Annotated in this window: 21 protein-coding genes and 3 tRNA genes; 11 read left to right on the top strand and 13 right to left on the bottom strand. The window is 75.1% G+C overall.

Translation table 11 applies throughout. The features are described 5' to 3' along the window. Positions 1-13: 13 nt before the first annotated feature. Both ACZ6ZT_RS05980 and ACZ6ZT_RS05975 read right to left on the bottom strand, forming a co-directional pair. Entirely contained in the window at positions 14-952 is a 939-nt protein-coding gene (locus ACZ6ZT_RS05980) for a spermidine synthase (RefSeq protein WP_469715966.1), read from the bottom strand. 17 nt (positions 953-969) lie between these two features. Then, on the bottom strand, positions 970-1,422 hold the full coding sequence (locus tag ACZ6ZT_RS05975) for a hypothetical protein (protein ID WP_469715965.1): 453 nt from the start codon (positions 1,420-1,422) through the stop codon (positions 970-972). A gap of 263 nt (positions 1,423-1,685) precedes the next feature. On the opposite strand from ACZ6ZT_RS05975, the gene ACZ6ZT_RS05970 reads away from it, so the two are divergent. Beyond that, positions 1,686-3,017 carry a tetratricopeptide repeat protein gene (locus ACZ6ZT_RS05970; RefSeq protein ID WP_469715964.1) on the top strand — a complete coding sequence of 444 codons (1,332 nt, stop codon included), beginning with the start codon at positions 1,686-1,688 and terminating at the stop codon, positions 3,015-3,017. A 42-nt stretch (positions 3,018-3,059) separates the two neighbouring features. Here ACZ6ZT_RS05970 and ACZ6ZT_RS05965 read toward each other — a convergent pair whose 3' ends face one another. Continuing rightward, positions 3,060-3,656, bottom strand: coding sequence for a histidine phosphatase family protein (locus ACZ6ZT_RS05965; protein ID WP_469715962.1), 597 nt, complete (start codon positions 3,654-3,656; stop codon positions 3,060-3,062). A gap of 117 nt (positions 3,657-3,773) precedes the next feature. On the opposite strand from ACZ6ZT_RS05965, the gene ACZ6ZT_RS05960 reads away from it, so the two are divergent. The 7 genes from ACZ6ZT_RS05960 (at position 3,774) to ACZ6ZT_RS05930 (ending at position 10,192) form a co-directional block, all read left to right on the top strand. Beyond that, the gene (locus ACZ6ZT_RS05960; RefSeq protein WP_469715961.1) at positions 3,774-4,691 is read left to right on the top strand and encodes a phosphatase PAP2 family protein; all 918 of its coding nucleotides are present in this window, start codon (positions 3,774-3,776) and stop codon (positions 4,689-4,691) included. Continuing rightward, positions 4,600-5,790, top strand: a complete 1,191-nt coding sequence (locus tag ACZ6ZT_RS05955) for a hypothetical protein (protein ID WP_469715960.1) — start codon at positions 4,600-4,602, stop codon at positions 5,788-5,790. Before ACZ6ZT_RS05960 ends, ACZ6ZT_RS05955 begins: the two co-directional genes overlap by 92 nt. Then, positions 5,778-7,373: a hypothetical protein gene (locus ACZ6ZT_RS05950; RefSeq protein WP_469715958.1), complete on the top strand. Its 1,596-nt coding sequence runs from the start codon at positions 5,778-5,780 to the stop codon at positions 7,371-7,373. Before ACZ6ZT_RS05955 ends, ACZ6ZT_RS05950 begins: the two co-directional genes overlap by 13 nt. Beyond that, positions 7,370-8,701 carry an AAA domain-containing protein gene (locus tag ACZ6ZT_RS05945; protein WP_469715956.1) on the top strand — a complete coding sequence of 444 codons (1,332 nt, stop codon included), beginning with the start codon at positions 7,370-7,372 and terminating at the stop codon, positions 8,699-8,701. The genes ACZ6ZT_RS05950 and ACZ6ZT_RS05945 overlap by 4 nt, the downstream gene beginning before the upstream one ends. Positions 8,702-9,012: 311 nt before the next feature. After that, positions 9,013-9,357, top strand: a complete 345-nt coding sequence (locus tag ACZ6ZT_RS05940) for a hypothetical protein (RefSeq protein WP_469715954.1) — start codon at positions 9,013-9,015, stop codon at positions 9,355-9,357. A 165-nt stretch (positions 9,358-9,522) separates the two neighbouring features. Then, on the top strand, positions 9,523-10,128 hold the full coding sequence (locus ACZ6ZT_RS05935; RefSeq protein ID WP_469715952.1) for a bifunctional DNA primase/polymerase: 606 nt from the start codon (positions 9,523-9,525) through the stop codon (positions 10,126-10,128). Continuing rightward, positions 10,119-10,192: transfer RNA gene (locus tag ACZ6ZT_RS05930), tRNA-Lys, on the top strand. The genes ACZ6ZT_RS05935 and ACZ6ZT_RS05930 overlap by 10 nt, the downstream gene beginning before the upstream one ends. A gap of 56 nt (positions 10,193-10,248) precedes the next feature. On the opposite strand, the gene ACZ6ZT_RS05925 is transcribed toward ACZ6ZT_RS05930, so the two are convergent. After that, complete coding sequence (locus tag ACZ6ZT_RS05925; protein ID WP_469715950.1) at positions 10,249-11,487, bottom strand: M6 family metalloprotease domain-containing protein; 1,239 nt, start codon at positions 11,485-11,487, stop codon at positions 10,249-10,251. Positions 11,488-11,855: 368 nt separating this feature from the next. On the opposite strand from ACZ6ZT_RS05925, the gene ACZ6ZT_RS05920 reads away from it, so the two are divergent. Continuing rightward, positions 11,856-13,688 carry a putative bifunctional diguanylate cyclase/phosphodiesterase gene (locus ACZ6ZT_RS05920; RefSeq protein ID WP_469715949.1) on the top strand — a complete coding sequence of 611 codons (1,833 nt, stop codon included), beginning with the start codon at positions 11,856-11,858 and terminating at the stop codon, positions 13,686-13,688. Between the two features lie 43 nt (positions 13,689-13,731). Here ACZ6ZT_RS05920 and ACZ6ZT_RS05915 read toward each other — a convergent pair whose 3' ends face one another. Then, positions 13,732-15,429, bottom strand: a complete 1,698-nt coding sequence (locus ACZ6ZT_RS05915) for a glycosyl hydrolase family 18 protein (RefSeq protein WP_469715946.1) — start codon at positions 15,427-15,429, stop codon at positions 13,732-13,734. Positions 15,430-15,683: 254 nt separating this feature from the next. Next, positions 15,684-16,853 (bottom strand): LLM class flavin-dependent oxidoreductase, encoded by a 1,170-nt coding sequence (locus tag ACZ6ZT_RS05910; protein WP_469715945.1) that lies wholly within the window; start codon positions 16,851-16,853, stop codon positions 15,684-15,686. A 233-nt stretch (positions 16,854-17,086) separates the two neighbouring features. Between ACZ6ZT_RS05910 and ACZ6ZT_RS05905 the strand changes: the two genes are divergently transcribed. After that, positions 17,087-17,845 carry an IclR family transcriptional regulator gene (locus ACZ6ZT_RS05905; protein ID WP_469715943.1) on the top strand — a complete coding sequence of 253 codons (759 nt, stop codon included), beginning with the start codon at positions 17,087-17,089 and terminating at the stop codon, positions 17,843-17,845. Positions 17,846-17,923: 78 nt separating this feature from the next. Here the strand turns inward: ACZ6ZT_RS05905 and ACZ6ZT_RS05900 are convergent. From ACZ6ZT_RS05900 to ACZ6ZT_RS05880, 5 genes are all read right to left on the bottom strand, one after another. Further along, positions 17,924-17,997, bottom strand: a tRNA-Lys gene (locus ACZ6ZT_RS05900). A 76-nt stretch (positions 17,998-18,073) separates the two neighbouring features. Next, entirely contained in the window at positions 18,074-19,774 is a 1,701-nt protein-coding gene (locus tag ACZ6ZT_RS05895; protein ID WP_469715940.1) for an AMP-binding protein, read from the bottom strand. A gap of 26 nt (positions 19,775-19,800) precedes the next feature. Beyond that, complete coding sequence (locus ACZ6ZT_RS05890) at positions 19,801-20,418, bottom strand: lytic polysaccharide monooxygenase auxiliary activity family 9 protein (RefSeq protein WP_469715939.1); 618 nt, start codon at positions 20,416-20,418, stop codon at positions 19,801-19,803. Positions 20,419-20,665: 247 nt separating this feature from the next. Next, entirely contained in the window at positions 20,666-23,188 is a 2,523-nt protein-coding gene (locus ACZ6ZT_RS05885) for an SPFH domain-containing protein (protein ID WP_469715937.1), read from the bottom strand. Beyond that, positions 23,185-24,513: a peptidoglycan-binding protein gene (locus ACZ6ZT_RS05880; protein WP_469716576.1), complete on the bottom strand. Its 1,329-nt coding sequence runs from the start codon at positions 24,511-24,513 to the stop codon at positions 23,185-23,187. Before ACZ6ZT_RS05880 ends, ACZ6ZT_RS05885 begins: the two co-directional genes overlap by 4 nt. A 227-nt stretch (positions 24,514-24,740) precedes the next feature. Between ACZ6ZT_RS05880 and ACZ6ZT_RS05875 the strand changes: the two genes are divergently transcribed. Then, a tRNA-Lys gene (locus ACZ6ZT_RS05875) sits at positions 24,741-24,814 on the top strand. Between the two features lie 81 nt (positions 24,815-24,895). On the opposite strand, the gene ACZ6ZT_RS05870 is transcribed toward ACZ6ZT_RS05875, so the two are convergent. Both ACZ6ZT_RS05870 and ACZ6ZT_RS05865 read right to left on the bottom strand, forming a co-directional pair. After that, a complete protein-coding gene (locus ACZ6ZT_RS05870; RefSeq protein WP_469715935.1) occupies positions 24,896-25,579 on the bottom strand; it encodes a class F sortase in 684 nt (227 codons plus the stop codon). Beyond that, positions 25,576-26,223, bottom strand: coding sequence for a hypothetical protein (locus ACZ6ZT_RS05865; RefSeq protein ID WP_469715933.1), 648 nt, complete (start codon positions 26,221-26,223; stop codon positions 25,576-25,578). The genes ACZ6ZT_RS05870 and ACZ6ZT_RS05865 overlap by 4 nt, the downstream gene beginning before the upstream one ends. Between the last annotated feature and the right edge of the window lie 100 nt (positions 26,224-26,323).

Here is a 26,323-nt window from a genome sequence, read left to right as displayed (position 1 = left end):
GACGGGCCCCGGCCTACCGGAACACCGACGGCGGCGGCTCCGGCGAGGCCACCGCCGAGGCGTCCACGACGGGGGCCGCCCCGCCCGTGAAGTCCGCCAGGGCCCGGCCGTGTTCGACCCGGCCGGGGTGCGGGTCGCTCGCCACCCGGCGGGTGAACTCCGCGACCGGCAGCTCCCGGTCGGCGGCGACGAGCACCGCGTTACCGAAACGTTTCCCCCGCCACACCACCGGATCCGCCGCCAGCGCCAGCTCCGCGAACCGGGAGGCGGCGGTGGCGACCTGGCCCCGCAGGTGGGCGAGCGGCGGACCGTCCGCGAGGTTGGCCACGAACCACCCGCCGGGCTTCAGCGCCCGGCGTACGTCGTCCAGGAACTCCCCGCTGGTCAGGTGGGCCGGGGTGCGCGCCCCGCCGAACACGTCCCCGATGACCAGGTCCGCCCAGCCGTCCGCCACCTTGGCCAGCCCGGCCCGCGCGTCCACCGCCCGTACGCGCACCCGCGCCTGCGGGTCCAGCGGCAGGTGTTCGCGTACGAAGGCCACCAGGGCGGCGTCGATCTCCACGATCTGCTGCGTGGAGCGGGGGCGGGAGGCGGCGGTGTAGCGGGCCAGGGTGAAGGCGCCGCCGCCCAGGTGCACCACGTTCAGGGGCTGCCGGGCGGGCGCGATCAGGTCGATCAGGTGGCCGATCCGGCGCTGGTACGAGAAGTCCAGGTGCCCGGGGTCGTCGAGGTCGACATGGGACTGCGGGGCCCCGTCGATCAGCAGGGTCCAGGCACGCGCCCGCTCCCGGTCGGGAGCCAGCTCGGCCAGCCCGCCGCCCACCTGCCCGGCGAGCGGCCCCGCGGCCTGCCCGGCGGCGCCGCGTCCGCCACCGCCCTGGCCGCCCTCGCCGCCGTCCTTGCCCCGGCCCTTGCCGCCCCTGCCCTTACCCTTGCCTGCCACGCCCCCCATTATGGCTGGTCAGCGGCTCACCGGCAGTTGTCGGCCGCCTCGATCAGCCGGGCGGCCTCGCCGAGCGCCGCCCGCAGCACCTCCGGGTCGGTGACCGGCTCCACGGCCTCGGGGGGCAGCAGCCAGCCGGTGCCGCCCGCCGTCGGGCAGGCGGCGTCGCCGAACCGGACGCCGCGCCCGTTGGTCTGCGTACAGGCGCTGCCGGGCAGGTCCCAGGCGTCGGCGGTCCCGGGCGGGACGAGGAAGCCGAGGGTGGCGCCGGAGCCGTCGTGGAGCACCGGGCCGACGCCGGGGGCGGCGAGACCGGCGCCGCGGCGGATGATGTCCACGGCCTCCAGGCCCTGCCGGGTGGGCACGGTCACCAGATCGGGGGCCGCGGCCGGCGTCACGGCCGGGGCCGGGAAGGGGACCGGGGCCGGCGGGGGCGTCGCGCCGGGTGCGGGCGCGGTGTTCGTTCCAGTGCTGTCCATGCCGGTCTCCACCAAGGGGAACCCCTCCTCGATCCGTATCCGCATGGGTTCAACGCGCGGGGGCGTCAACGGGTGCGGTGGCAAGACGCCGCAAAGGATGGCACTTCATGGCGGATCGCGGGTGAGATATCCCTTTTGTAGCCAAACACTGCGTGAACCGGCCTTCGCCGGCGGTACGTTCGTGCGCGCCGGAGCCGCGCTCCGGGGCGAGATCGACAGGGGTCAACCGGGATCACCTGAGATTGTCCAGAGAGGCCACGTCCATGGCGGCGTCCCCCCACTCACCCAACTCCTCCTTCCGGCGGCTGCGCGGGCAGCACTCCCCCGCCGAGTTCGCGGCCCTGGTGCGGCGGGCCGCACGCGAGATCGGCGAAACGGTTTCCTGCGACGCCCGTTACATCGGCCGGGTCGAGTCCGGGGAGATCCGCTGCCCCAACTACGCGTACGAGCGGGTCTTCCTCCACATGTTCCCCGGCCACACCCTGGCCGACCTGGGCTTCTCCTCGCGCGAGGCGGTACGCGGGCGGTCCGCGCAGCGCGCCCCGGCCGGGCCGGCCGGCTTCCCGCCCCCCGCCCACCCTTCCGACCGTTCCAAGGAGAGCGACGTGCTGCGTCGCGCGTTCATGGCGGGCGGCTCCGCGACCGTGGCGGCCGCGACGCTCAGCCTCACCCTGCTCGGCGACACCCGGCGGCTCCCCTCCCGCGCGGGCGAGGCGGAGGCCGCCGCCGTGGAGGACGCGGTACGCCAGATCCGGCTGCTGGACGACCGGCACGGGGCCGACTCCCTCTACCGGCGGGCGGCCGGGCCGCTGCGCACCGCCTACGCGCTGCTCGACGCGGGGGCCGCCCGCCAGTCCACCGAGGACCGGCTGCACGCGGGGGCCGGGGAACTGGCCGTCTCGGTGGGGTGGCTGGCGCACGACTCGGGCCGGTTCGAGGACGCCCGCTCGCACTACTCCGAGGCGCTGGCGACGGCCCGGGTGGCCGGGGACGCGGCCCTGGAGGCGCACGCGTTCAGCAACATGTCCTTCCTGGCCCGGGACCGCGGACGCCCGCGCGAGTCGGTACGGGCCGCGCAGGCGGGCCTGCGGGCGGCGCGCCCGCTGGGCTCCCCCCGGCTGCTGTCGCTGCTGGCGCTGCGGGAGGCGGGCGGCTGGTCGGGGCTGGCCGACCGCAGGGCCTGCGAGGAGGCGCTGGCGCGGGCGCACACGGAGTTCTCGCGGGGCCCCTCGCCGGCCGACCCGGAGTGGATGTCCTTCTTCGGCGAGGCCGAACTGGAATCGCTGGAGTCCCGGTGCTGGGCGGCGCTCGGGGAGTACGCGCGCGCGGCCCGGCACGCCCGGCGGGCGGCGGACCTCCAGGATCCGCACTTCGCGCGCAACGTGGCCCTCTACACGGCCGAGCTGGCGCAGGACCTGGCCCGTGCGGGCGCCCCCGACGAGGCCGCCTGGGCGGCCGGGCGGGTGCTGGACCTGCTCGCCGAGGTCCGGTCGACCCGGATCCGCTCGATGCTCGCGGGCACGGCCCAGACCCTGGTCCCCCACCAGCGCTCCCCCCGCGTGGGCGCCTTCCTGACCCGCCACGCCGAGGCCTGACCCCGGCCGGGCCGCCCCCGGCCGGGGGCGGCGGCGCCGTTGTCAGGCGTCCAGGTGGCCCGTGTCGTTCCAGCGCTCCAGGGCCGGGGCCCCGTACGCCCAGCCCAGGACGGACAGGGAGGTCGGGTCCAGGCGGATGCGGGCGCCGAAGGAGGCCTCGAAACCGAGCCAGCGGGCGGCCAGGGTGCGCAGGATGTGCCCGTGGGCGAAGACCAGGACATCGCGTTCCGCCGAGCGCGCCCAGCCGACGACCTCGTCCGCGCGCGCCGCGACGTCCGCGACGGACTCGCCGCCGGGGACCCCGTCGCGCCAGATCAGCCAGCCCGGCCGGACCGCCTGGATCTCGGCGGGGGTCATCCCCTCGTAGTCGCCGTAGTCCCACTCCATCAGGGTGTCCCAGGGCTCCGCCTGGAGCCCGAAGCCCGCCAGGTCGCAGCTCTCGCTCGCCCGGACCAGCGGGCTGGTGCGCACCTCCAGGCCGCGCAGGCCCGCCCAGGGCTCGCGGGCCAGCCGCTCGCCCAGCAGCTTCGCGCCCTGCCGGCCCTCCTCCAGCAGCGGCACGTCCGTGCGCCCGGTGTGCTTGCCCAGCCGGGACCACGCCGTCTGTCCGTGGCGGGCCAGCAGGATGCGGGGGGCCATAGGTGTTTCTCCCGGTCCGTGGGGGTTCGTCCGCGATGCGGCGGTTCCGTCGTCCGTCCATCATCCACGACGTGAACACAGGGCAACTCGGGGCGTCCGCCGAGCGTCCTACCCCTCATGACCAAATGGCCCGGACCCACGCGCTGGTGGGCGGAACTGCTGCTCCTCGGACTCCTCTACGGGGCGTACTCGGCCGGCCGGCTCCTCGCCCGGGGGGACGCGGCCCTCGCCGTGGACCACGGGCTGGCCGTCCTGCGCGTGGAGGAGTTCCTGGGCGTCGACTTCGAGAGACCCCTGAACCGGCTGTTCTCCCGCACCGGCCCGCTCGGCATAGCCGCCGACTTCGCCTACGCCTCCCTGCACTACCTGCTCACCCCGGCCGTGCTGGTGTGGCTCTACCGCCGGCGCCCCGCGCACTACCGCACCGCCCGCACCTGGCTGGTGGCCGCCACCCTCCTCGGCCTCGCCGGCTTCGCGCTGCTGCCCACCTGTCCGCCCCGGCTGCTCGACGCCCCGTACGGGTTCACGGACACGATGGCCCAGTACAGCGCCTACGGCTGGTGGGGCGGCGCGGCGAGCGCCCCGCGCGGGCTCGGCGCGCTGACCAACCAGTACGCGGCCATGCCGAGCCTGCACGTCGGCTGGGCCCTGTGGTGCGGGCTGCTGGTGTGGCGGCACGCGCGGCGGCCGCTGGTGCGGGGGCTGGGCCTGGCCTATCCCGCGCTCACCGCCGTCGTGGTGATGGGAACGGCCAACCACTACTTCCTCGACGCGGTCGCCGGGGCCGCCGTGATGGGCGCCGGGCTGCTGATCGCCCGCGCCCTCGCCGCCCGGCGGAGCGCCGCCGCCGGCCACCCCGGCGCCGTCGAGCAGGAACCTTTCGCCCCGGCGGCGGGAGCCGCGCCCGGCACACCACCGGCCCGTTTTCGCGGTACGTCCCCGATTGTCAGTGGCGGATGGGACACTTCCGCCCGTGAGCTCCTACCCGCCCGCCGCTCCCCCGCGGAAGACGACCCTGCGGCAGCGCCTCGCTGATCTGCGCGGCCCCGCCGTGCCGCCCCGGCCGCTCGACGCCCGGTCCCTCGCCGCGCTCGCGGCCAACCCCGGCTGCGGCAGACGGGCCCTGCTCGACGGCGCCGGGGTGGACAAGGGCGCGCTCGCGACGGCGCTGGGATCGCCGGCCGCCTTCGGGCAGTCGCAGTTCGCCATCGTCCGGGGCAACTCCTTCGAGGCCAAGGTCAAGGGCGACGGCGGGGCCGAGCTGCTGCGGCTCGCGCACGCCCGGCTGGGCGGTCCTGGCGAGCCGCCCGGACCGGACGCCCGGGTGCCCGACCTGACCGCCGCCGGGCCCGAGGGCCGGGCGGCCCGGACGGCGCTGGCCCTGCGGGAGGCGACCGCCGCCGGGGCGTGGACGCTGCTGGACCATCCGATGCTGGCCCTGGAGGTGGCGGGCACCCCCGCCTACCTGGAGCCCGACGCCGTCGTGGTGGACCCCGGCGGCCGGTGGACCGTGGTGGAGATCAAGTCGTTCCCGATGATCGACGGGGCCGCCGACTCCGCGAAGGTGGGCGCCGCCGCGCGGCAGGCCGCCGTCTACGTGCTGGCCCTGGAGCGGACCGCCGAGAAGGTGGCGGGCGCCGAGGTGGGCCACCGGGTGGTGCTCGTCTGCCCGAAGGACTTCTCCAACCTGCCCACCGCCGCGCTGGTCGACGTACGCCGGGAGCGGTCGGTGACCCGGCGCCAGCTGGAGCGGCTGACCCGGGTCGAGGAGCTGGCCGCGCGGCTGCCCGAGGGGCTGGGCTTCGACCCGGCCCGCAGCCCCGGGGAACTGGCCGAAGCCGTCTCCGCCGTCGGCGCGGCCTACGCCCCCGAGTGCCTGGCCGCCTGCGAGCTGGCCTTCCACTGCCGGGAGCGGGCCCGGGAGACCGGCGAGGTGACCGCGCTGGGCCGTTCCGTACGGGGCGAGCTCGGCGGGCTGGCCACCGTCGAGGCCGCCCTCGCGGCGGCCGGCGGCGCGGGCCCCGCCGACGATCCCACCGCGGCCGCGCTGCGGCAGGCGGCCCGGCTGCGCGCCGAGGCGCTGGAGCAGGCCCGCGCCGGGGCCGCCCCCGGGGAGGGCGCATGTCCCTGCTGACCACCGTGGCCCGGCTGCAGGCCGTCCGGGCGGGCCGGGCGCAGCCGCTGGCGACCGTACGGCACCGGCACCTGAGCGCGCGTCCGCTGGTCTTCGTACCCCTGACCACGGCGGGCGAGGCCGGGGCGCCGCTCGGGGCGATGGTGGGCACCGACCGGGCGGATCCGCGGATCCTGGTCATACCGCAGCCGCGTGACCGCGACCTGCGCTGGCAGTTCCTGGCGGAGCTGGCCCGCCAGGTCATGCCGTACGTCGACGGGTACGCGGACGCCGTCGAGCCCGCCGAGCGCACCGAGACCGATCCGGAGTCCGGCAAGCGCGTCAAGGTGGAGACCGAGCTGTGCGTGGACGCGCCGCAGCTGATCGTGCCGAGCCGGGCGGGCATCGAGTACGTCCGCCTGCTCGGGCGCTCGATGCGGTTCCGGCGGACCGCCGAGGAGGACCCGGAGAACCCCTACCCGGCGCCCGCCCAGGTGCCGCTGCTGGGCCGCTGGTTCACCCACCTCGGGGAGCGCGCGCGGGTGCCGGGCTCCTCGATGCTGCTGGCGGCGACCGACCTGCTGGGGCGGCACTGGGCCACCGGCCAGAGCACCCTGGAGGACCAGCACCTCGGCGCGCTGCTGGCCTGGATCACTCCCGAGGAAGGTGCGAGCGGCGCCGAGCGGGCGCTGCGCGCCGAACTCGGGCGCGACGGGCGGGGGCAGCTGCTGGTCCCGCCGGCCGGCCCGGCCACCGATCCGGCGTTCGACAACAAGCTGCTGGCCCCGGCGATCACCAGGTTCGACGCGGCCCGGGCGGCGGCCGGACCCCGCGGCGGCGAGGTGCCCGCGCAGGCCGGGGCGGCGGTCCGGGAGGCCGAACAGGAGGTCCGGCGGCTGGTCGTGGACCAGATGCGGGGCACCTGGGAGGCGGTGTGGCAGGCCCTGGACCTGCTGGACGCGCTGCCGCCCGGGGAGCACGTCGAGGAGCGCTGGACCCGCGACCGCTGGTCGTACACCGGCCACCGCGACCGGGTGCGCGCGGGCGAGCCCCCGCAGCCGCGCCGCGACGACGCGGTGACGGCGGCGCAGAAGCTGGCCACGCGCGAGACGGAGCAGGTGCGCCTGGACGCGCAGGAGGCGCTGGACGACCCGCTCGTCATGGCGGGCCGGCGCATGACGGGCGAGGCCTTCGCGGGCGAGGTCACCGAGGTGGTGATGGAGTGGACGCCGGCCAAGCGGCCCGCCCCGCGCCCCCTGGTGCTCCTGGCCACCGAGGACCGGCCGCAACTGGCGCACGGGGGCGGCCAGAAGGTGTTCCGTTCGCTGGACGGCCGGCCGCAGTCGGCCGAGTTCGTGCGGGTGGCCGAGGACGGGCAGCTGGTGCTGCGGCTGCTCGACAAGATGGGCCGCGGCCGGGAGCCCGAACCGGGCTCGGTGCCGGAGAAGGGCGACCGGCTGTGCTGGACGCTGTTCGAGCACGACGCGCGGGGCGGCCCGAAGCTGCCCGACCCCGAGAACACGCCCTGGACGCACGGCGGGCCGCCGGGCTCCGCCGCCGCCCACGCCCCGGCCGACGCCGTGACCGACGAGGACCTCCTGTGACGACCTTCGACCCGGGCGCGGCCGCCGCCCAGGCGACCGCCGCCATCCTGCGCGACACCCTGCACGGCACCGAGCGGGGCGTGGTGGTGGACTCCCCGCCCGGGGCCGGGAAGTCGACGCTGGTGGTGCGCGCGGCCCGGGAGCTCGCGGCGGCCGGGCGCCGGCTGATGGTGGTCGCGCAGACCAACGCGCAGGTCGACGACCTCGTGCTGCGGCTCGCCGCGAAGGACCCGGACCTCAGGATCGGCCGGCTGCACAGCAGCGACGCCGACGCCTTCGATCCGGCGCTGCGGGAGCTGCCGTCGGTCACCCTCTCGGCGAAGCCGGGCGACCTCGCGGAGCTGCCGGTCACCCTCTCGACGGCCGCGAAGTGGGCGTACGTGAAGAACGCCGAGCCGTGGGAGCACGCCATCGTCGACGAGGCGTACCAGATGCGCTCCGACGCGCTGCTGGCCGTGGCGGGGCTGTTCGAGCGGGCGCTGTTCGTGGGCGATCCGGGGCAGCTGGACCCCTTCAGCGTGGTGGGTGCCGAGCAGTGGGCCGGCCTGTCCTACGACCCGTCGGCCTCGGCGGTGTCGACCCTGCTGGCGCACAACCCGCAGCTGCCGCAGCACCGGCTGCCGGTGTCGTGGCGGCTCCCGGCGACGGCCGCGCCGCTGGTCTCGCGCGCCTTCTACCCGTACGCCCGGTTCCGCAGCGGTACGGGCCCCGGCGAGCGGCGGCTCGCGTACGGGGTCGCGGGCGACGGCTCGGGCCCCGACCGGGTGCTGGACGAGGCCGCCGAGGCGGGCTGGGGCCTGCTGGAGCTGCCCGCCCGGCACACCCCGCGCACGGATCCGGAGGCGGTACGGGCGGTGGCGCTGGTGGTCCGGCGGGCGCTGGACCGGGGCGCCGTGACGACCGACGAGCAGTCCCCGCGGCCGGCGCCGCTGACGCCGGCCCGGATCGCCGTGGGCACCGCCCACCGCGACCAGGCCGCCGCCATCCGCACGGCCCTGGCCGCGCTGGGCGTCGGCGGGGTCACGGTGGACACCGCGAACCGGCTCCAGGGCCGCGAGTACGACCTCACCGTGGTGCTGCACCCGCTGTCGGGCCGCCCCGACGCGACGGCGTTCCACCTGGAGACGGGCCGGCTGTGCGTGCTGGCCTCCCGCCACCGGCACGCCTGCGTGGTGGTGGCCCGGGCGGGCATAGCGGAACTCCTGGACGACCACCCGTCGACGGAACCGGTCCAGCTCGGCGTGACGGTGAAGTTCCCCGACGGCTGGGAGGCGAACCACTCGGTCCTGGCCCACCTGGCCGAACACCGGGTGGCGTGGCGGCCGTAGGGGCGCAGCGTCTCGCCGGCCTCCGCGAGGGGGGTCCGGCCGCTCCGGGGTGAGCACGCCGGAGGAGGTGCCGCCGTACGGATTCCCCGTGCGGCGGCGGCGCCGCACGTCGTGCGGCCTCCATCCCGGAGGGCCGGCCCCGCGCCCGGCCCCGGCGCCCGCCACGGGCCGGACGGCGTCTTCGCGGACCTCGCGGATCTCGCCGACCTCGCCGAGGAGCCCGCCACCGCGCGAGACCCCGGCCCCCTTGCGCGACGCTGGACAATGGAGGGTGGCCCGGAGGATTTCGTACGCGCAGCAGGAGGACACGCATGGCAGAGCCCGAGCGGACCGAGCGGAGGCTGCGGCCCGCGCCGCTGCTCTTCGAGCCCTCGGAGGCCGCCACGGACCCGGAGCACTTCTTCGACCTGGAATCGATCGAGGACCCGCGCGAGCTGCTGGCCCGCGCCACCGAGCTGACGCTGGCCTTCCGGGCCGCGCAGGACAGAGCGGTGGAGTTCCAGGCGCTGGCCGCGGCCCAGCTCGCGGATCCGCGCCGCTTCGACCGGCTCTCCGCGCAGGCCATCGCGGAGGCCGCCGAGTGGACCGAGGACTACGCGCGCAAGATGATCGAATTCGGTGAGGACCTCCAGCGCGGCCCGGCCCCCGACGCCTGACCCGGCACCATCCACACCACCCGCACCATGCCAGCGGGCTCCGCGCCTCCTCGCGCGGAGCCCGCTGGCATATGCGCGGCGCAACATACCCCAGCAGCGCCCCCCGTGTCCCGGTTTTCGGTAACTCGTGGGAACGGTCTCACTACGGCCGGTAGACCTTGGCATATGACGACACTGACGACGGCCACCGGCTGCCCCGCCCTCGACGGTCTCGACGCGCGCACCGCCCCCGCCACCGAGGTCACGCCGCAGGGCGCCGCCTGGCTGGCCTCGGCCTGCGCCCACCCGCGGAGCACCCTCGCGGCCTGGCAGGCCCGCCCGACCGCGCCCGCCGTGCTGCCCTGCGGGGTCGCCTTCGACGTCGTCAACGTTCCGCTCGTCCTGGGCCGCCGGATGCTGGACCTGCTGTGGGAGCGGGGGCCCGGTTCGGGACCGGCTGCCGTGCACCGCGGCCGGATGCTGCTCTTCGCCGCCCCCGGCACCGCCCAGCGGCTGCCGGCGCTGCTCGCCTGGGAGGAGTGGAGCCCGGCCGCGGCGGCCCCGCTCTGCCACGGCCACGGCGACGCCGTCACGGTGCCTCCGCTGCGGGCGGCCTCCGCCTCCGCACCCGGCCCCTCGCGCTGGCTGGTGGCCCCCGACGCCCGGCTGCCCTGGCTCCCCGGCCCGGACTCCCTGCTCTGGGCGTTCCTGCACGCCGCCCGCGGTCCGGTATCGATTTTTCCTTCGGACGGACCTGGTGCTAATGTCTACGACGTCAGCAGGCGCCGCTAGCTCAGTTGGTTAGAGCAGCTGACTCTTAATCAGCGGGTCCGGGGTTCGAGTCCCTGGCGGCGCACAGACGGGAAAGGACCCCCGCTCTTCGGAGCGGGGGTCCTTTTCGTCATGCGTCCGTCAGGTGGTGATCTTCACCGTGTACGCGCCGGACTGCGTGCGGTCCGCGACCTCGATCTTGATCCGCTCGCCCGGCACCGTATACGTCTCCCCGACCTCCAGCGGGGCGTCCGCCAGCTGCGGGTACACCGAGCGGTCCCAACAGGCCTCCGTCCGCGGGTGCCCGTCCAGCACCTCGATCGGACCGCCGCCCGAGGCCGCCTCGTTGCGGACCCGGTAGACCAGTACGCCCTCCGTACAGGTGTTCCCGTCGTTGCCGGAGGCGCCCCGGGCCTCGATGGCGATCGCGCTGCCGGGCCCGGTGCGGATCACCGCGAGCCGGGTGCCGCCCGTGCCGCCGCGCGGCGGGGCGTCCGAGAGCGGCTGGAGGGTGTGCAGGGTGGTGCCGGCGCGCACGCAGTCCACCTGGGCGGGGTCCAGCCAGCCCAGCTTCCACTTGTTCCAGCCGAACAGGTCCGGGGCCATGCCGAACTGGCTGCCCATGACGTCCCAGTCACCGACGAAGGTGTCCCAGTCGCCCTTGCCGTCCGTCGGCCGGTGGTAGAGGTCGGGCAGGTCGAAGACGTGCCCGGTCTCGTGGGCCAGCACGTTGCGGTCCGGCGGGTGGTGCTCGAAGACCGTCACGATCCGCCGCAGGTCCGTGCCGTCGGCCCGCAGGGGGTGCTCGAAGTTCACGACCTTGGTGGCGTCGGAGTCCACCCCCGGGGCGCTGGGGTCGGCGACGAAGTACACGACGTCGAACTTGCTGAAGTCCACCTGCGGATCGGCGGCCGCGACCGCGTCGCGCAGGTACGCCGCCCGGTTCTCGGGCGCCCAGTCGCGCTGTATGGCGTACGCGGTCGACGGGCGGGGCATCCGGATCCACCGCTCCTGCGGGTGCGGGACCAGCCGGAAGCGGCCGTAGGAGGCCCGGGCGAAGTAGTCGCTGGTGGCCGGGAAGTAGTCGGACGTCAGCTCCGCGGGGGCCACGGCGGGCTGGTGGTCGGGGAAGGAGAGGAAGACCAGCACCGCGTGCAGGGAGCGTTCCGGCTTGGGGTAGGCGCGGTTCCAGCTGTCCACGCCGAGGGAGTGGTGCGCGGCCGTACGGGTCAGCGCGCAGGGGCCGCCGGTCCGCGGGTCGGCCACCGCGGGTCCGGCGACGAGCGACATGGCGGCCATCGCCGTCATGGAGGTGAGCACCGCCGCGGTGCTTCGGATGCGGGAGCGGTCCACTCCCCCGGGTGTCTCCTGGCGCGGCACATCGACCTCCGGTGGTGGATTCGTACCCTCCCATCCACTTTGAGGCGATTGTCTTACTAATGCCCTGTTCCGCTGCCCCAGCCGAGTGAGCGGTGCGTCAAGTCGGCGACCCGCCGCCTTGACGCCCCTGTCTACAGAACGTCACGTGCGATCACGGGAGATCAGGGGAAGCCCCCGCCTGCTCACAGCCGCGCAGAAACGATCGCGCGGCGCGCCGCCGACGCTCCGTCAGCACGCCGTCCGCAGGGCGTCATCACGCCGACGGACCGCGCCCCGCACGGCGACGCCGCTGGATAGGGCCTCCCGGCAGCCTCTATGATCGGCACACTTTCCTGCACGGACACTCACGAACACTGCGGGAGCCAAGGGTGAGCGGAACCCCAGAAGGAACCGGTTCGGCGGCCGACCGCATCCGATCGGCCCTTACGGAGCGTCACCCAGCAGTGGCGGCCGTGCCGCGCGACTACCGGGCCGCCTTCGACGCGGCGCACCTCGCGATGGCGCTCGTCGGCCGTGACGGCGACGTCCTCGCCGCCAACCGGGCCCTCGCCGCGCTGCTCGGAGCCGAGCCGCGGGCCCTCGCCGGACGGCGCGCCGCCGACCTGGTGGACCTGGCGGCGGAGGCCCGTACCTGGCAGGCCTACCAGGAGGTGCTGCGCGGACGGCAGGCGCGGCTGCGCTGCACGCGGCGCCTCAAGCACCCCGACGGGCACTCGCTGTGGACCGAGGTCACGCTCGGGCCGGTGCCGGGCACCCAGGACGTCCTGCTGTCCGTCGCCGACATCAGCGACCGGCGCGACCTCCAGGCCCGGTTGCGGCACCTCCAGATGCACGACCCGGTGACCCGGCTGCCCAACCGGACGCTGTTCTTCGAACGGCTCTCCGCCGCCCTGGAGACACCGTCGTACGGGCAGGGCGGGACGGGCCGGATCGGCCTGTGCTACCTGGACCTCGACGGGTTCAAGGCCGTCAACGACACCCTGGGGCACCGGGTGGGCGACCGGCTGCTGACCGCCGTCGCGGCCCGGCTGACCCAGTGCGCCGACCAGTCCGGGTACGGGCGCACCGGCGGCCACCTCGTCGCCCGGCTCGGCGGCGACGAGTTCGCGCTGCTGGTCGAGGACTCCACCGGCACCGAGCAGCTCACCGACCTGGCGCGCAGCGTCCTGGCCGCCGTACAGGAGCCGTTCGACCTGGCCGGGCAGCGGCTGTCGGTCTCGGCGTCCATCGGCGTGGTGGAACGGGACGCCGCCGGCACCTCGGCGACCGGCCTGATGCAGGCGGCCGACACCACCCTGTACTGGGCCAAGGCCGACGGGAAGGCCCGCTGGACCCTCTTCGACCCCGAGCGCAACGCCCACCGCATGACCCGCCAGGCCCTGTCCTCGACGCTGCGGCCGGCCGTCGAACGGGGCGAGTTCGAGCTGGAGTACCAGCCGCTGGTGGACCTGGAGAGCGGGGCCGTGCGCGGGGTGGAGGCCCTGGTCCGCTGGAAGCACCCGCAGTTCGGCACGCTCACGCCGAATCGGTTCATCGGCATCGCCGAAGAGGACGGCTCCATCGTCCAGTTGGGCCGGTGGGTGCTGCGCACCGCCTGCCGCCAGGCGCGGCGCTGGCAGATCGAGCAGCCCAGCGACGCGCCGGTGTTCGTCTCGGTGAACGTGGCGGTGCGCCAGGTGTGGGACTCCGACCTCGTCGGGGACGTCGCGGAGATCCTCGCCGAGACCGGACTCGCCCCGCAGCTGCTCCAGCTGGAGCTGACGGAGTCCGCGGTGATGGGCTCCGCGGGCCGGCCGCTCCAGGCCCTCCAGGCGCTGAGCGACATGGGGGTGCGGATCGCGATCGACGACTTCGGCACCGGGTACTCGAACCTGGCCTACCTGAGCCGGCTCCCGGTCTCGGTGCTGAAGCTGGACGGCTCCTTCGTGCGGGGCTTCCGCTACGACGAGGGCGCCCACCCCAACCCGGCCGACGAGACCATCGTGGAGGCTCTGGTCCAGCTCGCGCACCGGCTCGGCCTGACCGTCACCGCCGAGTGCGTGGAGACCGCCGGGCAGGCCGCCCGGCTGCGCCGCGTCGGCTGCGACACCGGCCAGGGCTGGCTGTACTCCCGCGCGGTGGCCCCGGAGGCCATCGCCACGATGATCCGCCGGCAGAGCGCCCCGCGCGCCGACGGGCCCGCCCCGCACCCCCTCGTGTGAGGGGGGCGGGGCGGGCTCGCGCTCGGCGCGGGGTGGGGGGAGATCAGCAGGCGCCGAGGTCCTTCCAGACGCCCCACTGGCCCGTGGAGCCCGGCGTCTCGTTCTGCGTCCACCACTGGGCCTGCCACTTGTGGCCGTTGTACGCGACCTGGCTCCCGCCGGTGTAGACGGTGCCGGCGACGTAGGCCGGGAGCGCGCCGCATCCGGTGGTCGGAGGCGTGGTCGGAGGCGTGGTGGGCGGGGTGGTGGGAGGCGTCGTCGGAGGCGTCGTGGGCGGGGTGGTCGGCGGCTGCGTGGTGCCGCCGAGGGCGTCCGAGATCTGGTTCAGCAGGGTGGTCTTGTCGTCCAGGCCGAGCAGCGAGTACATCATCGCGCCGGCCAGGCCGCGCTGCTTGCCGTAGTCGACCCGGGCCTGGATCGACTTCTGGTTCAGGCCGGTGAAGAACTCGCCGTCCTTGTAGAAGTACGAGGCCTTGGCCTGGTCGTCCCAGTAGCTGGTCGCCGGGTTGTCGACGATCCCGCCGAGCTCCTTGTAGTTGGCGATGCCGGCCTGCTGGCTGGTGGGCCGGGCGCCGGAGGGGCCGGTCGCGGACTGGGCGAGGCCGTTCGCCGACCCGGCGGGGACGCCCTTCCAGCCGCGGTAGTAGAACTCGTAGCCCAGGGTGAGCTTGTTGGCGGGGAAGCCGCCGGTGATGCCGTACGCCGGGTTGCCGTCGATCCAGGAGTCGATCGCGTTGTCGACGCTGTACTTCTGGGTTCCGGGCGCGATCGGGTCGGTCGGGTCGCCGGCCGGGGAGTAGAGCGGGGACTGGTGGTACGTCGGCCCGTCGGCGTCCCAGGCGCCGTGCATGTCGTACGTCATGATGTTCGCGTAGTCGAGGTACGCGCCGATCTTGTCCGTCTCGATGTACTTGATCTTGTCCTGGCCGGCCGGGAGGGCCGCGGTGAGCAGGTACTTCTTGCCGCCGTTGGCCTGCCCGTAGGCGTCCAGCTGGTCGCGGAACTCCTTGAGCAGGAGGGTGAAGTTCTGCTTGTCCTCGGGGGCGTAGTGGTTGCCGAGGTGGCCGCCGGAGGAGCCGGGGTACTCCCAGTCGATGTCGATGCCGTCGAAGATCCCGGCGGCGCTGCCCTGGCCGCCGAAGCCGCCGTCGACGGGCAGGTTGCCCTTGATGTACTGGTCGATGCAGGAGGAGACCAGCTTCTTGCGGGAGGCGTCGGTCTTCGCCGCGTCGCTGAAGTACTTCGAGTACGTCCAGCCGCCGATCGATATGTTGATCTTCAGGTGGGGGTACTTGGCCTTCAGCTGCTTGAACTGGTTGAAGACGCCCACGATCGGCTGGTCCCACTTGTCGGCGACCCCGCTGACGCTGTCGGCCGCGCCGAAGGACTTCTGGTAGTCCGCGTACGAGTCGCCCGCACCGTCACCGGCGTTGGGGTTGTTGTCGTCGCCCGCCGCCTTGTTCGCCTCGAAACAGGTGAGGTTGGTGGGGTGGATGTTGCCGAACGAGTAATTGATGACGTCCAGCTTGCCCGCGATGCCGCGGGTGTCGAGGTGCTTGGGGTAGAACGCGCTGCCGTACACGCTCCACTGGTCGTAGTAGGCGATCTTCACGCCGCCGGCGCTCGCCGTGGTGGAGCTGTCGGCGGCCTGGGCGGTGCCCAGTCCCGCGAAGGTGGCCAGCGCTCCGGCTGCCAGCGCGGCCGTGGCGGCGGCCGCGATGAGGGGTTTACGGATGTGCATGAACTGCCTCCGGGGGGTGGGAGGGGAGAGCATCAGCTTCAGGTGAGAGAAGTGATAGCGATCACCCCGCGCCCCCGTCAATGGTTTGGACCAAACAAGGACTAGACCACTGCCGGGCCAAATCCGCTCGTCAGAGCGCTGGAGGCATAGGGAAAACCGCCCGCCACCCCGGGTGACGAGCGGTTTAAGGATGTCTTAGGTCATGCTCCGGCAAGATTTCGGCAACAAACCAGCCAAACCCCGTTCGCCCGCGCTCAAGCCGGAGTCGATGCCTCCGTGGGCATCCCGTACGCATCTGCGACGAGCCCGTACGAGCGCACCCGGGCGTCCCCGCCATGGGCGTTGGCGGTCAGCATCAGCTCGTCGGCGCCCGTCCGCCGCACCAGCGCGTCGAGCCCCGAGCGGACCTCGTCGGGGGTGCCGTGGACGATGTTGGCGAGCCAGCCGTCGACGAACTCCCGCTCCATCGGCGAGAAGGGGTACGCCGCCGCCTCCTCGGGCGTCGGCACCAGCCCCGGGCGGCCGCCGCGCAGCCGGAGCATCGACAGCGCGCCGGTCAGCACCTGCGCGCGGGCCCGCTCCTCGGTGTCGGCGGCGAGCGCCGAGACCCCGATGAGGGCGTAGGGCGCGTCCAGTACGGCGGAGGGCCGGAAGCTCTGGCGGTAGAGGTCGAGGGCGGGCAGGGTGCCGGCGGCCGAGAAGTGGTGGGCGTACGCGAAGGGCAGACCGAGCTCCCCCGCGAGGCGGGCGCTGAAGCCGGAGGAGCCGAGCAGCCAGATCGGCGGCCGGCCGGCGGGCCCCTGGACCGGTCCGGGCACGGCGTGCACGCGGGCGTACGGGTGCCCGTCCGGGAAGTCGTCGTCGAGGAAGCGGGTGAGCTCCGCGAGCTGGCGGGGGAAGCCGTCGGCGGCCTCTTCCAGCCGCCCGGCCCCGCGCAGCGCCGCAGCCGTACGGGGGTCGGTGCCCGGCGCGCGGCCGAGTCCGAGGTCGACGCGGCCGGGAGCGAGGGCCTCCAGGGTGCCGAACTGCTCCGCCACGGCCAGCGGGGCGTGGTTGGGCAGCATCACCCCGCCGGAGCCGAGCCGGATCCGCGAGGTGTGGGCGGCGAGGTGGGCCAGGATCACGGCCGGGGAGGAACTGGCCACCCCGGGCATGGAGTGGTGCTCGGCGACCCAGTGGCGGTGGAAGCCGCGGGACTCCGCGAGCCGGGCGATCTCCACGCTGGTGCGCAGGGCCGCGTGCGCGGTGCTGCCGCTGCCGACGGTGACCAGGTCGAGCACCGAGAGCGGTACCGGAGCCGTGCCCCGGACCGTGCCCCGGACGGCGCCGCCGGCCTCCGCGCGGGCAGCACCGGCGCCGGTCACCCCCGTGCCGCCGGTCTCCCCGCCGCCCGTGTGCCGGCCCGCATCCCCGGTGTCGCTCATCGCCGCTCCCGTCCCGTCGCGCTCATGTCCGTACGAGGAATTCGAACCGTGGGGAGGCTCCCGGCATTCCCGGCCCACCTTCCGAGGAGGTCATGTCTCTGGCATATGCCAAGCGGGTAGGCCCTGGCCGAGGGACGTGATTGAGCCATCAATCTTCCCAACAGGCACTGCCGCGGCGCCCCTTGGTGGCTATCGTGAAGGGGCAAGCGGTAACAACCTGGTAGGGGGAGACCGTGGCGCTGAAGCCCGAGCCGACCGCGCCGTTCCACTCGGTGCAGTACGCCCTGCGCGTACTCGAAACGATCTCGCGGCACACCGGCGGCGTGACCGACGCCCAGATCGCGCGCGAGACGGGCCTGCCCGCGGCCCACCTCACCCCGATGCTGCTCATGCTCCGCCGGGAGGGCTACGTCCTCCAGGTCTCCGACGGCGCCTACGCCATAGGCGACTCCCTGGTGCTGCTCGGCTCCGGCGCCGACCGGCAGCAGGCGCTCCAGGAGAAGCTCCAGGACACCCTCGCCCGGCTGCGGGATTCGGTCGGCGCGGCCGTGTACATCAGCCGGTACGTCGACGGTGAGGTCCGCATCACCCAGTTCGCGGACAGCCCGCGCACGCCGAAGGTCCACGAGTGGGTCGACTTCCGCTCGGCGGCCCACGCCAGCGCGGTCGGCAAGTGCCTGCTCACCCAGCTCGACCAGAACGGCCGCCGGGACCACCTCTCCCGGCACAAGATCGCCCGGCTCACCTCGAAGACGATCGTGAACGAACGGATCCTCTTCTCCCGGCTGGACAGCCAGCCGGCCACCGTTCCGGTGCTGGACCTCCAGGAGTACGCCGTCGGCACGGTCTGCGCGGCGGTGCCGATCACGGCCGGATCCGCCGTGGGCTGCCTGGCGCTGTCGATGCCGGTCGAGCACGCCCACCGGCTGCGGGCCGCCGCCGACGCGCTGAACCGCAAGGCCGCGCCGCTGCTGCTGTCGCTCGCGCTCTGAGGCCGGCCACGGCGGCGAAGGGGCCGGGAAACACTTCGGGCGGTTCCCGGTGTGACCGGAAACCGCCCGAAGGACAGGTGCGCCGCCAGGGACTCGAACCCCGGACCCGCTGATTAAGAGTCAGCTGCTCTAACCAACTGAGCTAGCGGCGCCTGCTGACAGAGAAAATACTACCTGCTCCCCGGGGGTGCTCAAAACCGCTGGCCGGGGGCGTGCGCGGGCGGGCGCTCAGCGTTCCAGGAGGTCCCGGCGGCCCTGGGCCCCGTACGCCGTCAGCAGCGCGGCCAGGTCGTCGGTGCCGAGCGGGCGGTAGCCGGCGGGGGTGCGGTGCCAGACCGGGTCGGGGCAGCGGAAGCCGGCCCGGCGCAGGGCGACGCGGTGGACCTTGTTCGTGGCGGTGACGGGCAGGGCGTCGAGGATCCGCAGGTAGCGCGGGGCCATCTTCGTACCGAGGTCCGGCTGGGCGGCGAGGAAGGCGGCGAAGGCCCCGGGGTCGAAGACGGCCCCTTCGCGCAGTGCCAGGGCGGCCATGACCTGGTCCCCGGCGACCTCGTCCGGCACCGCGTAGACGGCGACGGCGGAGGCCGCCTCCCAGCGGGCCAGGATGTTCTCGATCACGGCGGCGGCCAGGTTCTCGCTGTCGACCCGGAGCCGGTCGTCGGTGCGGCCCGCGAAGTAGAGGAAGCCCTCCGGGTCCCGGAAGAAGAGGTCGCCGGTCCAGTACCAGCCGTCGCGGGTGCGGGCGGCCTCGGCGTCGGGATTGCGCCAGTAGCCCTCGAAGAGGCTGCGGCCCCGGTTGACGAGTTCGCCGATGGCCTCATGGCCGTTGAGCAGGCGGCCCCGCGCGTCGAGGACGGCTGGCGGGCACTCGCGGCCGGTGTCCGGGTCGATGACGGCCAGGTCGTCGCCCGCTCCCGCCCGGCCGAGGGCCCCGGGCGGGGTGCCGGGGACGCGCTGGACGGAGGCGCCGCCCTCGGTGGCCCCGTAGCCCTCCACCAGGCGGACCCCGAAGCGCTCGGCGAAGCGGGCCGCGTCCACGGCGCCCGCCTCGGTGCCGAAGCCGAGGCGCAGGGGGTGCGCGCGGTCGTCGGGGCGGGGCCCGGTGGCGAGGAGGTACTGGACGGCCCGGCCGACGTAGGTGAAGTACGTCGCCCCGTAGGCCCGTACGTCGTCCAGGAAGGCGGAGGCGGAGAAGCGGGGGCGCAGGGCGACGGGGGCGCCGGCGCTGAGGGCGGGCAGCCAGTCGGCGATGACGGCGTTGCCGTGGAAGAGCGGCATGCAGATGTAGTGGACGTCGTCGGGGGTGAAGGAGAAGGAGCGGGCCAGGGAGTGGCCGGCGGCGGCGAGCCGGCCCTGGGTGCAGATCGCGGCCTTGGGGGCGCCGGTGGAGCCGGAGGTGAAGTAGAGGAGCAGCCGGCTGCCGGGGCCGGGCGGGCGGAGCGTCGCCTCGCCGGGGCGGGCGGTGGCGTAGGGGGCGAGGAGGGCCTCGTACGCCTCGGTGCCGGTGACGAGGATCCGTACGCCGGGCAGGTCGAGGCCGCGCAGCAGCGGCAGGTGGGCGGGCTCGGTGACCAGGATCCGGCAGTCGGTGTGCAGGATGTCGCGGGCGAGCTCGGGGCCGCGCCGGGTGGGGTTGATCCCGGCGACGGCGGCCCCGGCGAGGGCCGCCGCGCCGAGCCAGAACGGGAACTCGGGGGTGTTGTCGAGCAGCACCCCCACGTGCGGCTCCGCCCCCGGCGGCAGCAGGTCGGCGAGGAGCGCGGCGCGGGCGGCGCACTCCCGGGCGGTCCGGTGCCGGCTGAGCACGGTGACGCCGGTGGGGCCCCCGGCCCCGTACTTCAGGCCGGGCCGGTCGTCGCCCCACTGGCGCGCGATGAGCTCCGCGACGGTCTCGGGTGCGCCGGCGTCGGGCGCGGTCGTCGTCCGCATGCCGCCGGAGGTTAGCTGACGTTACGTCAGAACTGAACGTCGGAGCAGGAGTAGAAGGCCATCGGGGTGTCGTTGACGGTCCAGACGGCGAGGATCATGTGCCGGCCGGCCTTGCCGGCCGGCATGGCGCCGTGGTGGACCGTGGTCATGTCGGGGCGGCCGCCGTTGTAGGGGACGACGAGGAAGGGCTGGGGGTCGAGCGAGGCGCGGGTCAGCGGCTTGGTGGGGTCCCAGCCGTTCTTGGTGACGTAGTACTTGAAGTCCGTGGTGGAGTGGTTCGCGGTGAACTGCCAGCGGAAGTCGAAGCTCTGGCCGGAGGTGACGCGGGTGGCGGGCCAGGTGCCGCCGCGCGGGTCGTCGAGCTGCGCGAACTCGCTGTGGCCGCCGGAACATATCTGGCCGTCGGCGGGGCCGGCGGCCGGGAAGCCCTTGTAGCCCTCGACGCTCTGGGGCTCCCACTGGATGGGGCCGCAGTTGGCGACGGTCTTGTTGGCGCAGAGCTTCTGGCGGCTGATGGGGGTGTCGGTGTAGCCGTGGCCGCTGGCGGTGGGGGCGCTCAGCAGGGTGACACCGGCGAGGAGACCGAGGCCGAGGGCGGCGGCACCGGCCCGTCCGGGCCGGGCGGGCATGCGGAAGAGACGCATGATGCTCCTTGGACGTGGGGGGACGGATGGCGGAACGCGCGGGAGCCGTGCGCGGGTCGCGGGCGGGCTCGGGGCCCGGGGGCTCGCGGCCCGCGCGTGGGGATGGCTCCAGGTCTAGACCAAGTCCCACAGTATTGACGGGAGTTGGCCATGTCTATACCAATGAGGAAACGGGTGGTCCGGTCACAACCGGCCACCCGTTTACTCCGGTCCGCGCGCCGTCGGCTCGTCGGCGCTCCCGTCGGCGCTACTGGTCGCCGCGTCCGGTGTAGAAGGCGACGGTGAGGTCCTTCACCAGGGCCTTGCGCTCGTAGTCGTCGAGCTCGACGATCCCGCGCGAGGTGAGGCGGTGGACGGTGTCGTCGACGGCGTCGACGACGGAGGTCAGCACCGTGTCCCGGTGCTTGGCGTCGATCGCGGCGATCCGGCGGCGGCGCATCGCCTCCGCGACCTCGGGGGCGTACTCAATCCGGGTCGGCTGGGCCGAGAACACCTCGATGCCGACGGCCTCGGTCTCGGCCGCGAGCAGGCGGGTCAGCGCGTCGCCGACGGCCTCGGCGTCGCGCAGGGTCGGAGCGTCCTCGTGGAAGGCGTCGGCGGGGAGTTGGGAGAGCACCCGGGCCATGGCCGACTCGACCTGCTCGGCGAGGTATTCGGTGTGGTCCTCGACGGCCAGGGTCGCCCGGGCGGTGTCCCGGACCTGCCAGACGACCTGGACGACGACCTGGAGGGCGAGGCCGCCGGAGTCGACGGCGGGCATCGGCTCGCTGCGCCAGTGGCGCAGCCGTACGTCGACGCGCCGGCGCAGCAGCAGGGGGCTGATCCAGGTCAGGCCGGTACGGCGGACCGTGCCCCGGTAGCGGCCGAAGAGGGTGAGCACCCAGGCGTGGCCGGCCTTGGCGCGGCCGAGGCCGCCCAGTGCGAGGAGGGCGACGATCCCGAGGAAGGCGAGCGGGGGCCACTGGGTGGCGCGGAGCCCGTGGTAGGCGCGGGGCGCCAGGCCGAAGGCGGCCACCAGGGCGGCGGGGACGACCCCGGCCCGCAGGAGCACGGCCGCGCAGCCGGCGAGGGCGAGGCCGCCGACGGTCACGGCGGTCCAGCCGGGCAGCACCGGGCCGCGGTGCTCGCGGAGCCGGTCGTCCCCGCGGGGGACGCGGCGTCCGGCGGGGGGCCGGGCCGCCGGGCGGCGGTGGGCGGGGGGCTGGGGGCGGCCGGACCGTGCGGGCTGCGCGGGCTGGGGGTGGGCGAGGAAGGGGAGGTGGACCGGGACCTCCGTGACGGCCGTGCCGCGGGTGGCCGGCGGGGCGTGTGGGGGGCGCCGGTGGGGGATGTCCCGCGTGGCGTCCTCCGCCCGGGCGTCCATACCGCGGGCGACGGCCTGGGCGACGATCTCCGCGACCCCGGGGCCGGGCACGCCGGTCTCCACCTCCATCTCCGCCTCGGCCTCCGGTTCCGACTCGGTGCGGGCCGCCGGTACGTCGCCCCGCGCGGGCGCCCACTCGGCGTCGACCCACCGCCCGGGGCGGGGCGCGTCGGCGGGCTCGGCGGGGTGCGGGCAGGCCGCGCGGCCGGGAGCGGGGTCGGCGGGGTGGCCACCCGCCGCCTGCCCGGACCCGTCCGAGCCCCCGGAGTGCCCGGCCGGCACGACCGCCGGCACACCCCGCCCGGGGCCGGCCCCGTCCTCGGCGGCGGGGTACGCCGCCTGCCCGACCCCGGCCACCACCGGGCCGGTTGCCCCGGCCGAGCGGTCCTCCGGGCCGGGGCAGCCGGCCCACCCCGCTTCGGCGTACCCCGACTCGGCCCCGGCGGGGCGGTCGGCGCTCGCCACCTCCTCGTGCCGGATCGGGGAGCGGGTCCCCGCCTCGGCGGCGGGGGCCCAGGCGGGGCGGTCGGCGCGCGGCGCGGCGGCGTACCGGGGATCGGGCGTCACTGGCGACGCCGTCGCCTCCTGGGCGGAGGCCCGGCCGGCCGGGTGATCCGCCCGCACCGGGTCCGCGTACCCCGACTCGGGCCGCGCGCCGCGAGCGGCCGGGGTGAGAGCCGGGTAGGTCTCCGCCCGGGGAGCGGGCTCCTCAACCGGGTGGTCGGCGGGCACCGGGTCCGTGTATCCCGATTCGGTCCGGGGGCCGCTGGCCGCTGGGGCGGGGGTCGAGTGGTCGGCGTACCGGGGTTCCGTCCGGGGGTGGGGCGCCGCCGCCTTGGGAGCGGGCTCCCAGGCCGGCTGGTCGGCGCGCGCCGGATCCGTGTAGCCGGACTCGGTCCATGGGGCGCTTGCCGCCGGGGCGGGGGCCGGGAGGGACTCCGCGCGGGGAGCGGGCTCCCCGGCCAGGTGGCCGGCGGGCACCGGGTCCGCGTATCCCGATTCGGTCCGGGGGGCGCTTGCCGTCGGGGCCGGGGCCGGGTGGGTCTCCGCGCGGGGAGCGGGCTCCTCGGCCAGGTGGCCGGCGGGCACCGGGTCCGCGTATCCCGACTCGGCCCGGGCACCGCTTGCCGTCGCGGCGGAGGCCGGGTCGTCGGCGTACCGGGGTTCCGTCCGGGGGCCGGGGGCCGCCTCGGGGGCGGGGGGACAGGCCGGGTGGGCGGCGCGGGTCGCGCCGGCGTGCCCGGCCCCGGCCCCCGCCTCCGGGAACGCGGCCCGGGGCGGGTGGGCGGACCCGGCGGCGGGTGCCTGTGACGTCGGGGCCGGGGCGGCGTAGCCCGGGGCGGAGGGCGGGTGGAAGGTGCCCGTCGTGGTCGTGGTGCGGGTGGGGTGCATCGTTGCCTCCGTCATGCGAACAGCCGGCGCCAGGTTTCCGGGCCCGGGTAACCGTCGGCCGCCGCTCCGCGCCAGCCCTGCGCGCGCTGGAAGGCCTCGATGTTGCGGCGGTCGGCCTCGCTCCAGCGGGCCGCCGGGCCGGACGTGTAGTGCGTGCCGAAGCCCTTCTCCACCAGCCGCCGCCCCAGCGCGAGCACCGCCGGATGGGTCTGCCCCGGCCGGAAGACCCCCGGCCCCGGGTACGCGGGCACCCCGGCCGGTCCCGGGTGGCCGGCCCTGGTGGGCGGGATGTCGTTGCCCTGGCGCTGCACCAGCAGCCGCCACGTGTGCGGGCCCGGGACGCCGTCGGCCTCGGCCCCGGTCCAGCCCTGCGCCTGCTGGAACGCCTGCGTGGCCTTCCGGTCGGCGTCGCTCCACCTGGAGCTCGCGCCCTTGGGGTAGAACCGCAGGCCGCCACGTCCGATCAGCATCCTGCCGAGCTCGGCGACGTACGGGTTGTCGGCCCCCGGCCCGAACTTCGCGGCGCCCGGGAAGGCGGAGGTGATCGGCGGGCTCGCGGCCGGCGGCGCGGGGTCGTCGGGGACGATCCCGCCCGTCACGCCGTTGTACCGGTACGGGAGGTACTTGTCGGCGTTGTTCCAGTACCCGTAGGGCGTCGCCTGCTTGCGCGTCGTCGGCCGGGTCTGCTCGTAGGCGATGTAGTGCGTGTGCGTCGAGTCGACCCAGCCGCCGAAGAGGACCACGTGCGAGCCCTTGTTGGGGTCCGCCGGGTTGTGGAAGAGCAGCATGTCCCCCGGCAGCAGCTCCTCCTTCCTGATCCTGGTGGCGAAGGTGTCGAGGCTGCCGGTCCACTCGTTCGTACCGAGGTTCCAGGCCATGGAGACGTAGCCCGAGCAGTCCTGCCGGTATCCGTCCGTCCAGTACTCGGACATGCTGTACGGGACCTTCGCCTCCAGCCACAGCTTCGCCCGGTTGATGATCGTCGTGCGGTCGATACGCCGCACGAGCCCGGGCGCGCCGGGCGAACCCGGACGTCCGGTCGGGGGCCGGCCGTGCAGCGGGGCCCGGCCGCCCTGGGGGTTGCCCGGCGGGTCCAGGGCCACCGGCCCGGGACCGGGCACCGGCGTGGCCGCGGCGAGCGCGGCCGAGGCGCCGCCGCCGAGGACCACCCCGGCGGCGGTGGCCAGCACCAGCGCCCTGCGGGCTCCGCGCACGGCGCGGTGTCCGCCGTCGCGCAGCCCTATGGCCCGCCCGCGCGCGAGGGCGCGGCGGCGCTGCGCGCACCCCAGGCACACGCAGTCGCCCGCAGGCTCGTACTCCTCGAAGGCCGGCATCGGCATCGGTGTCGGCATCGGCACATGCACCGGAGGCTGCATCGTCATGCGGTCCGTCCACTCCCCTGCTCGTCCACTGGGCAGCCGCACACGTATCCGTCGGGGCATCAGATACGGCTCGGCCCAGACATATCGTGCACGACAAACCCCCCAAACATGGGTTAATCGGACAACGCGGGCGCGGCTGGTCACGAGCACCTCCGGGGGTGGGGTAGAGTTTTCCCTGTCACCAAGCGCCGCTAGCTCAGTTGGTTAGAGCAGCTGACTCTTAATCAGCGGGTCCGGGGTTCGAGTCCCTGGCGGCGCACAGACGAGAAGAAGTCCCCCGCGGCGAAAGCCGCGGGGGACTTCTTCGTTCCCGCCTACGCGCCGTTCCCGCCCTACGCGCCTACGCGCCGTACGCGCGCTGAGCCGATGCCGTCGGCGTGGCGCCGGCGCCCGTCAGGTAGGCCGCGACCACCACGTTCGCCGAGTACTGGTGGGCCGCCTTGTCGTAGGTGCCGCCGCAGGTGACCAGCCGCAGTTCGGCGCGCCCCCCGACCCGCGGCCCGTACGCCTTGTGCGGGTCGAAGCCCTTGCGCTCGTAGACCCGTACGTCCTCGACCGTGAACTCCGCGACCGTCCCGTCGGCCCGCGTCACGCGGATCTTCTCCCCCGGCCCCAGGGTGCTCAGGCCGAAGAACACCGCGGGCTTGGACTTCGTGTCCACATGGCCGACCATCACCGCGGTCCCGGCCGCGCCGGGCGCCGGGCCCGCGCCCCACCAGCCCACCGTGCCCGGCAGCTCGTACGGCGGCGGCTCGATCGCCCCGTCGCCGTCCAGCCCCCGCGCGATCACCGGGGCCGCCTGCACGCCCATCGCCGGTACGTCGATCCGCGCGGGCATCGCCGCGGAGAGCGGGGGGCGCGCGGCCGGGAGCCCCGGACCCACCGGCCCGCCGGCGCCGCCGACGGGTGACGCGGGCGGGACCTCGGTGATCCCCTTGCCCCACATCCACAGCAGGAGCACCAGCACCGACCAGGCGGTGAAGGTCAGCAGCCGGCCCCCGGCGGAGGCCTTGGCCTCGGTCATTCGCCGTTGCGGCGGCGGCGCAGGGTCAGGGCCCGGCCGGCCACCGCCAGGCTCGCGGCCGCGGCCAGCACGGCGCCGATCACGGTCTGGGAGAGCCCGGGGCCGTCCCCGCCGTGGCTCTTCTTGGTGGCCGCGGCGAGCTGGCCGCCCTCCGCGAGCCGGGTCGTCTCGGCCACCTGCGCGGCCATGCCGCCGCCGCCCGCGTGGACGGGCCAGACCGGGGAGTGGTGGGGGTCGGGGTGGTGGCCGCCGCGCTCCCGGACCTCGATGGAGCCCCGCAGGCCCTCGTCCTTGCCGCCGTCGTGACCCTCGCGGCCGCCGTCGCACTTCACCCGGATCTCGTGCCAGCCGGGCCGGGTGTGCGGGCTGATCGTCGTCTCGCCGTACAGGCTGCCGCGCTCCTCGCGGCCGGACCTCAGGTGCGCCTCGGAGGCGAAGACCGGGGACAGCGCGATCGCGCGGTCCCCGGAACAGCCGTGGACGCGGATCCTGACCCGCGCGCCTGGTTCGGCCGGGTTCGGGTCCGCCGAGACGCTGCCGCGGTCCCACTCGTTCGCGAGCGCGGCGGGGGCGGTCATGGCGGTGGACGCCGTCAGGGCGACGGCCACCCCGGCGACACGGAGTGCGGTCAGAGAACTGCGCATGGTGAACCTCCTCGTCAAGGAGATTCACGCGCGACGCGCCGCCCCGCATCCGGAGCGGCGCTCTCTTGGCCCGTAAGTGTCAGCCGTTCGCGCTAATGGC

Source organism: Streptomyces sp. NPDC102258 (assembly GCF_055584685.1).
The sequence above is the reverse complement of the archived record's forward strand: the minus strand, read 5'-3'. Positions and strand labels throughout refer to the sequence as shown.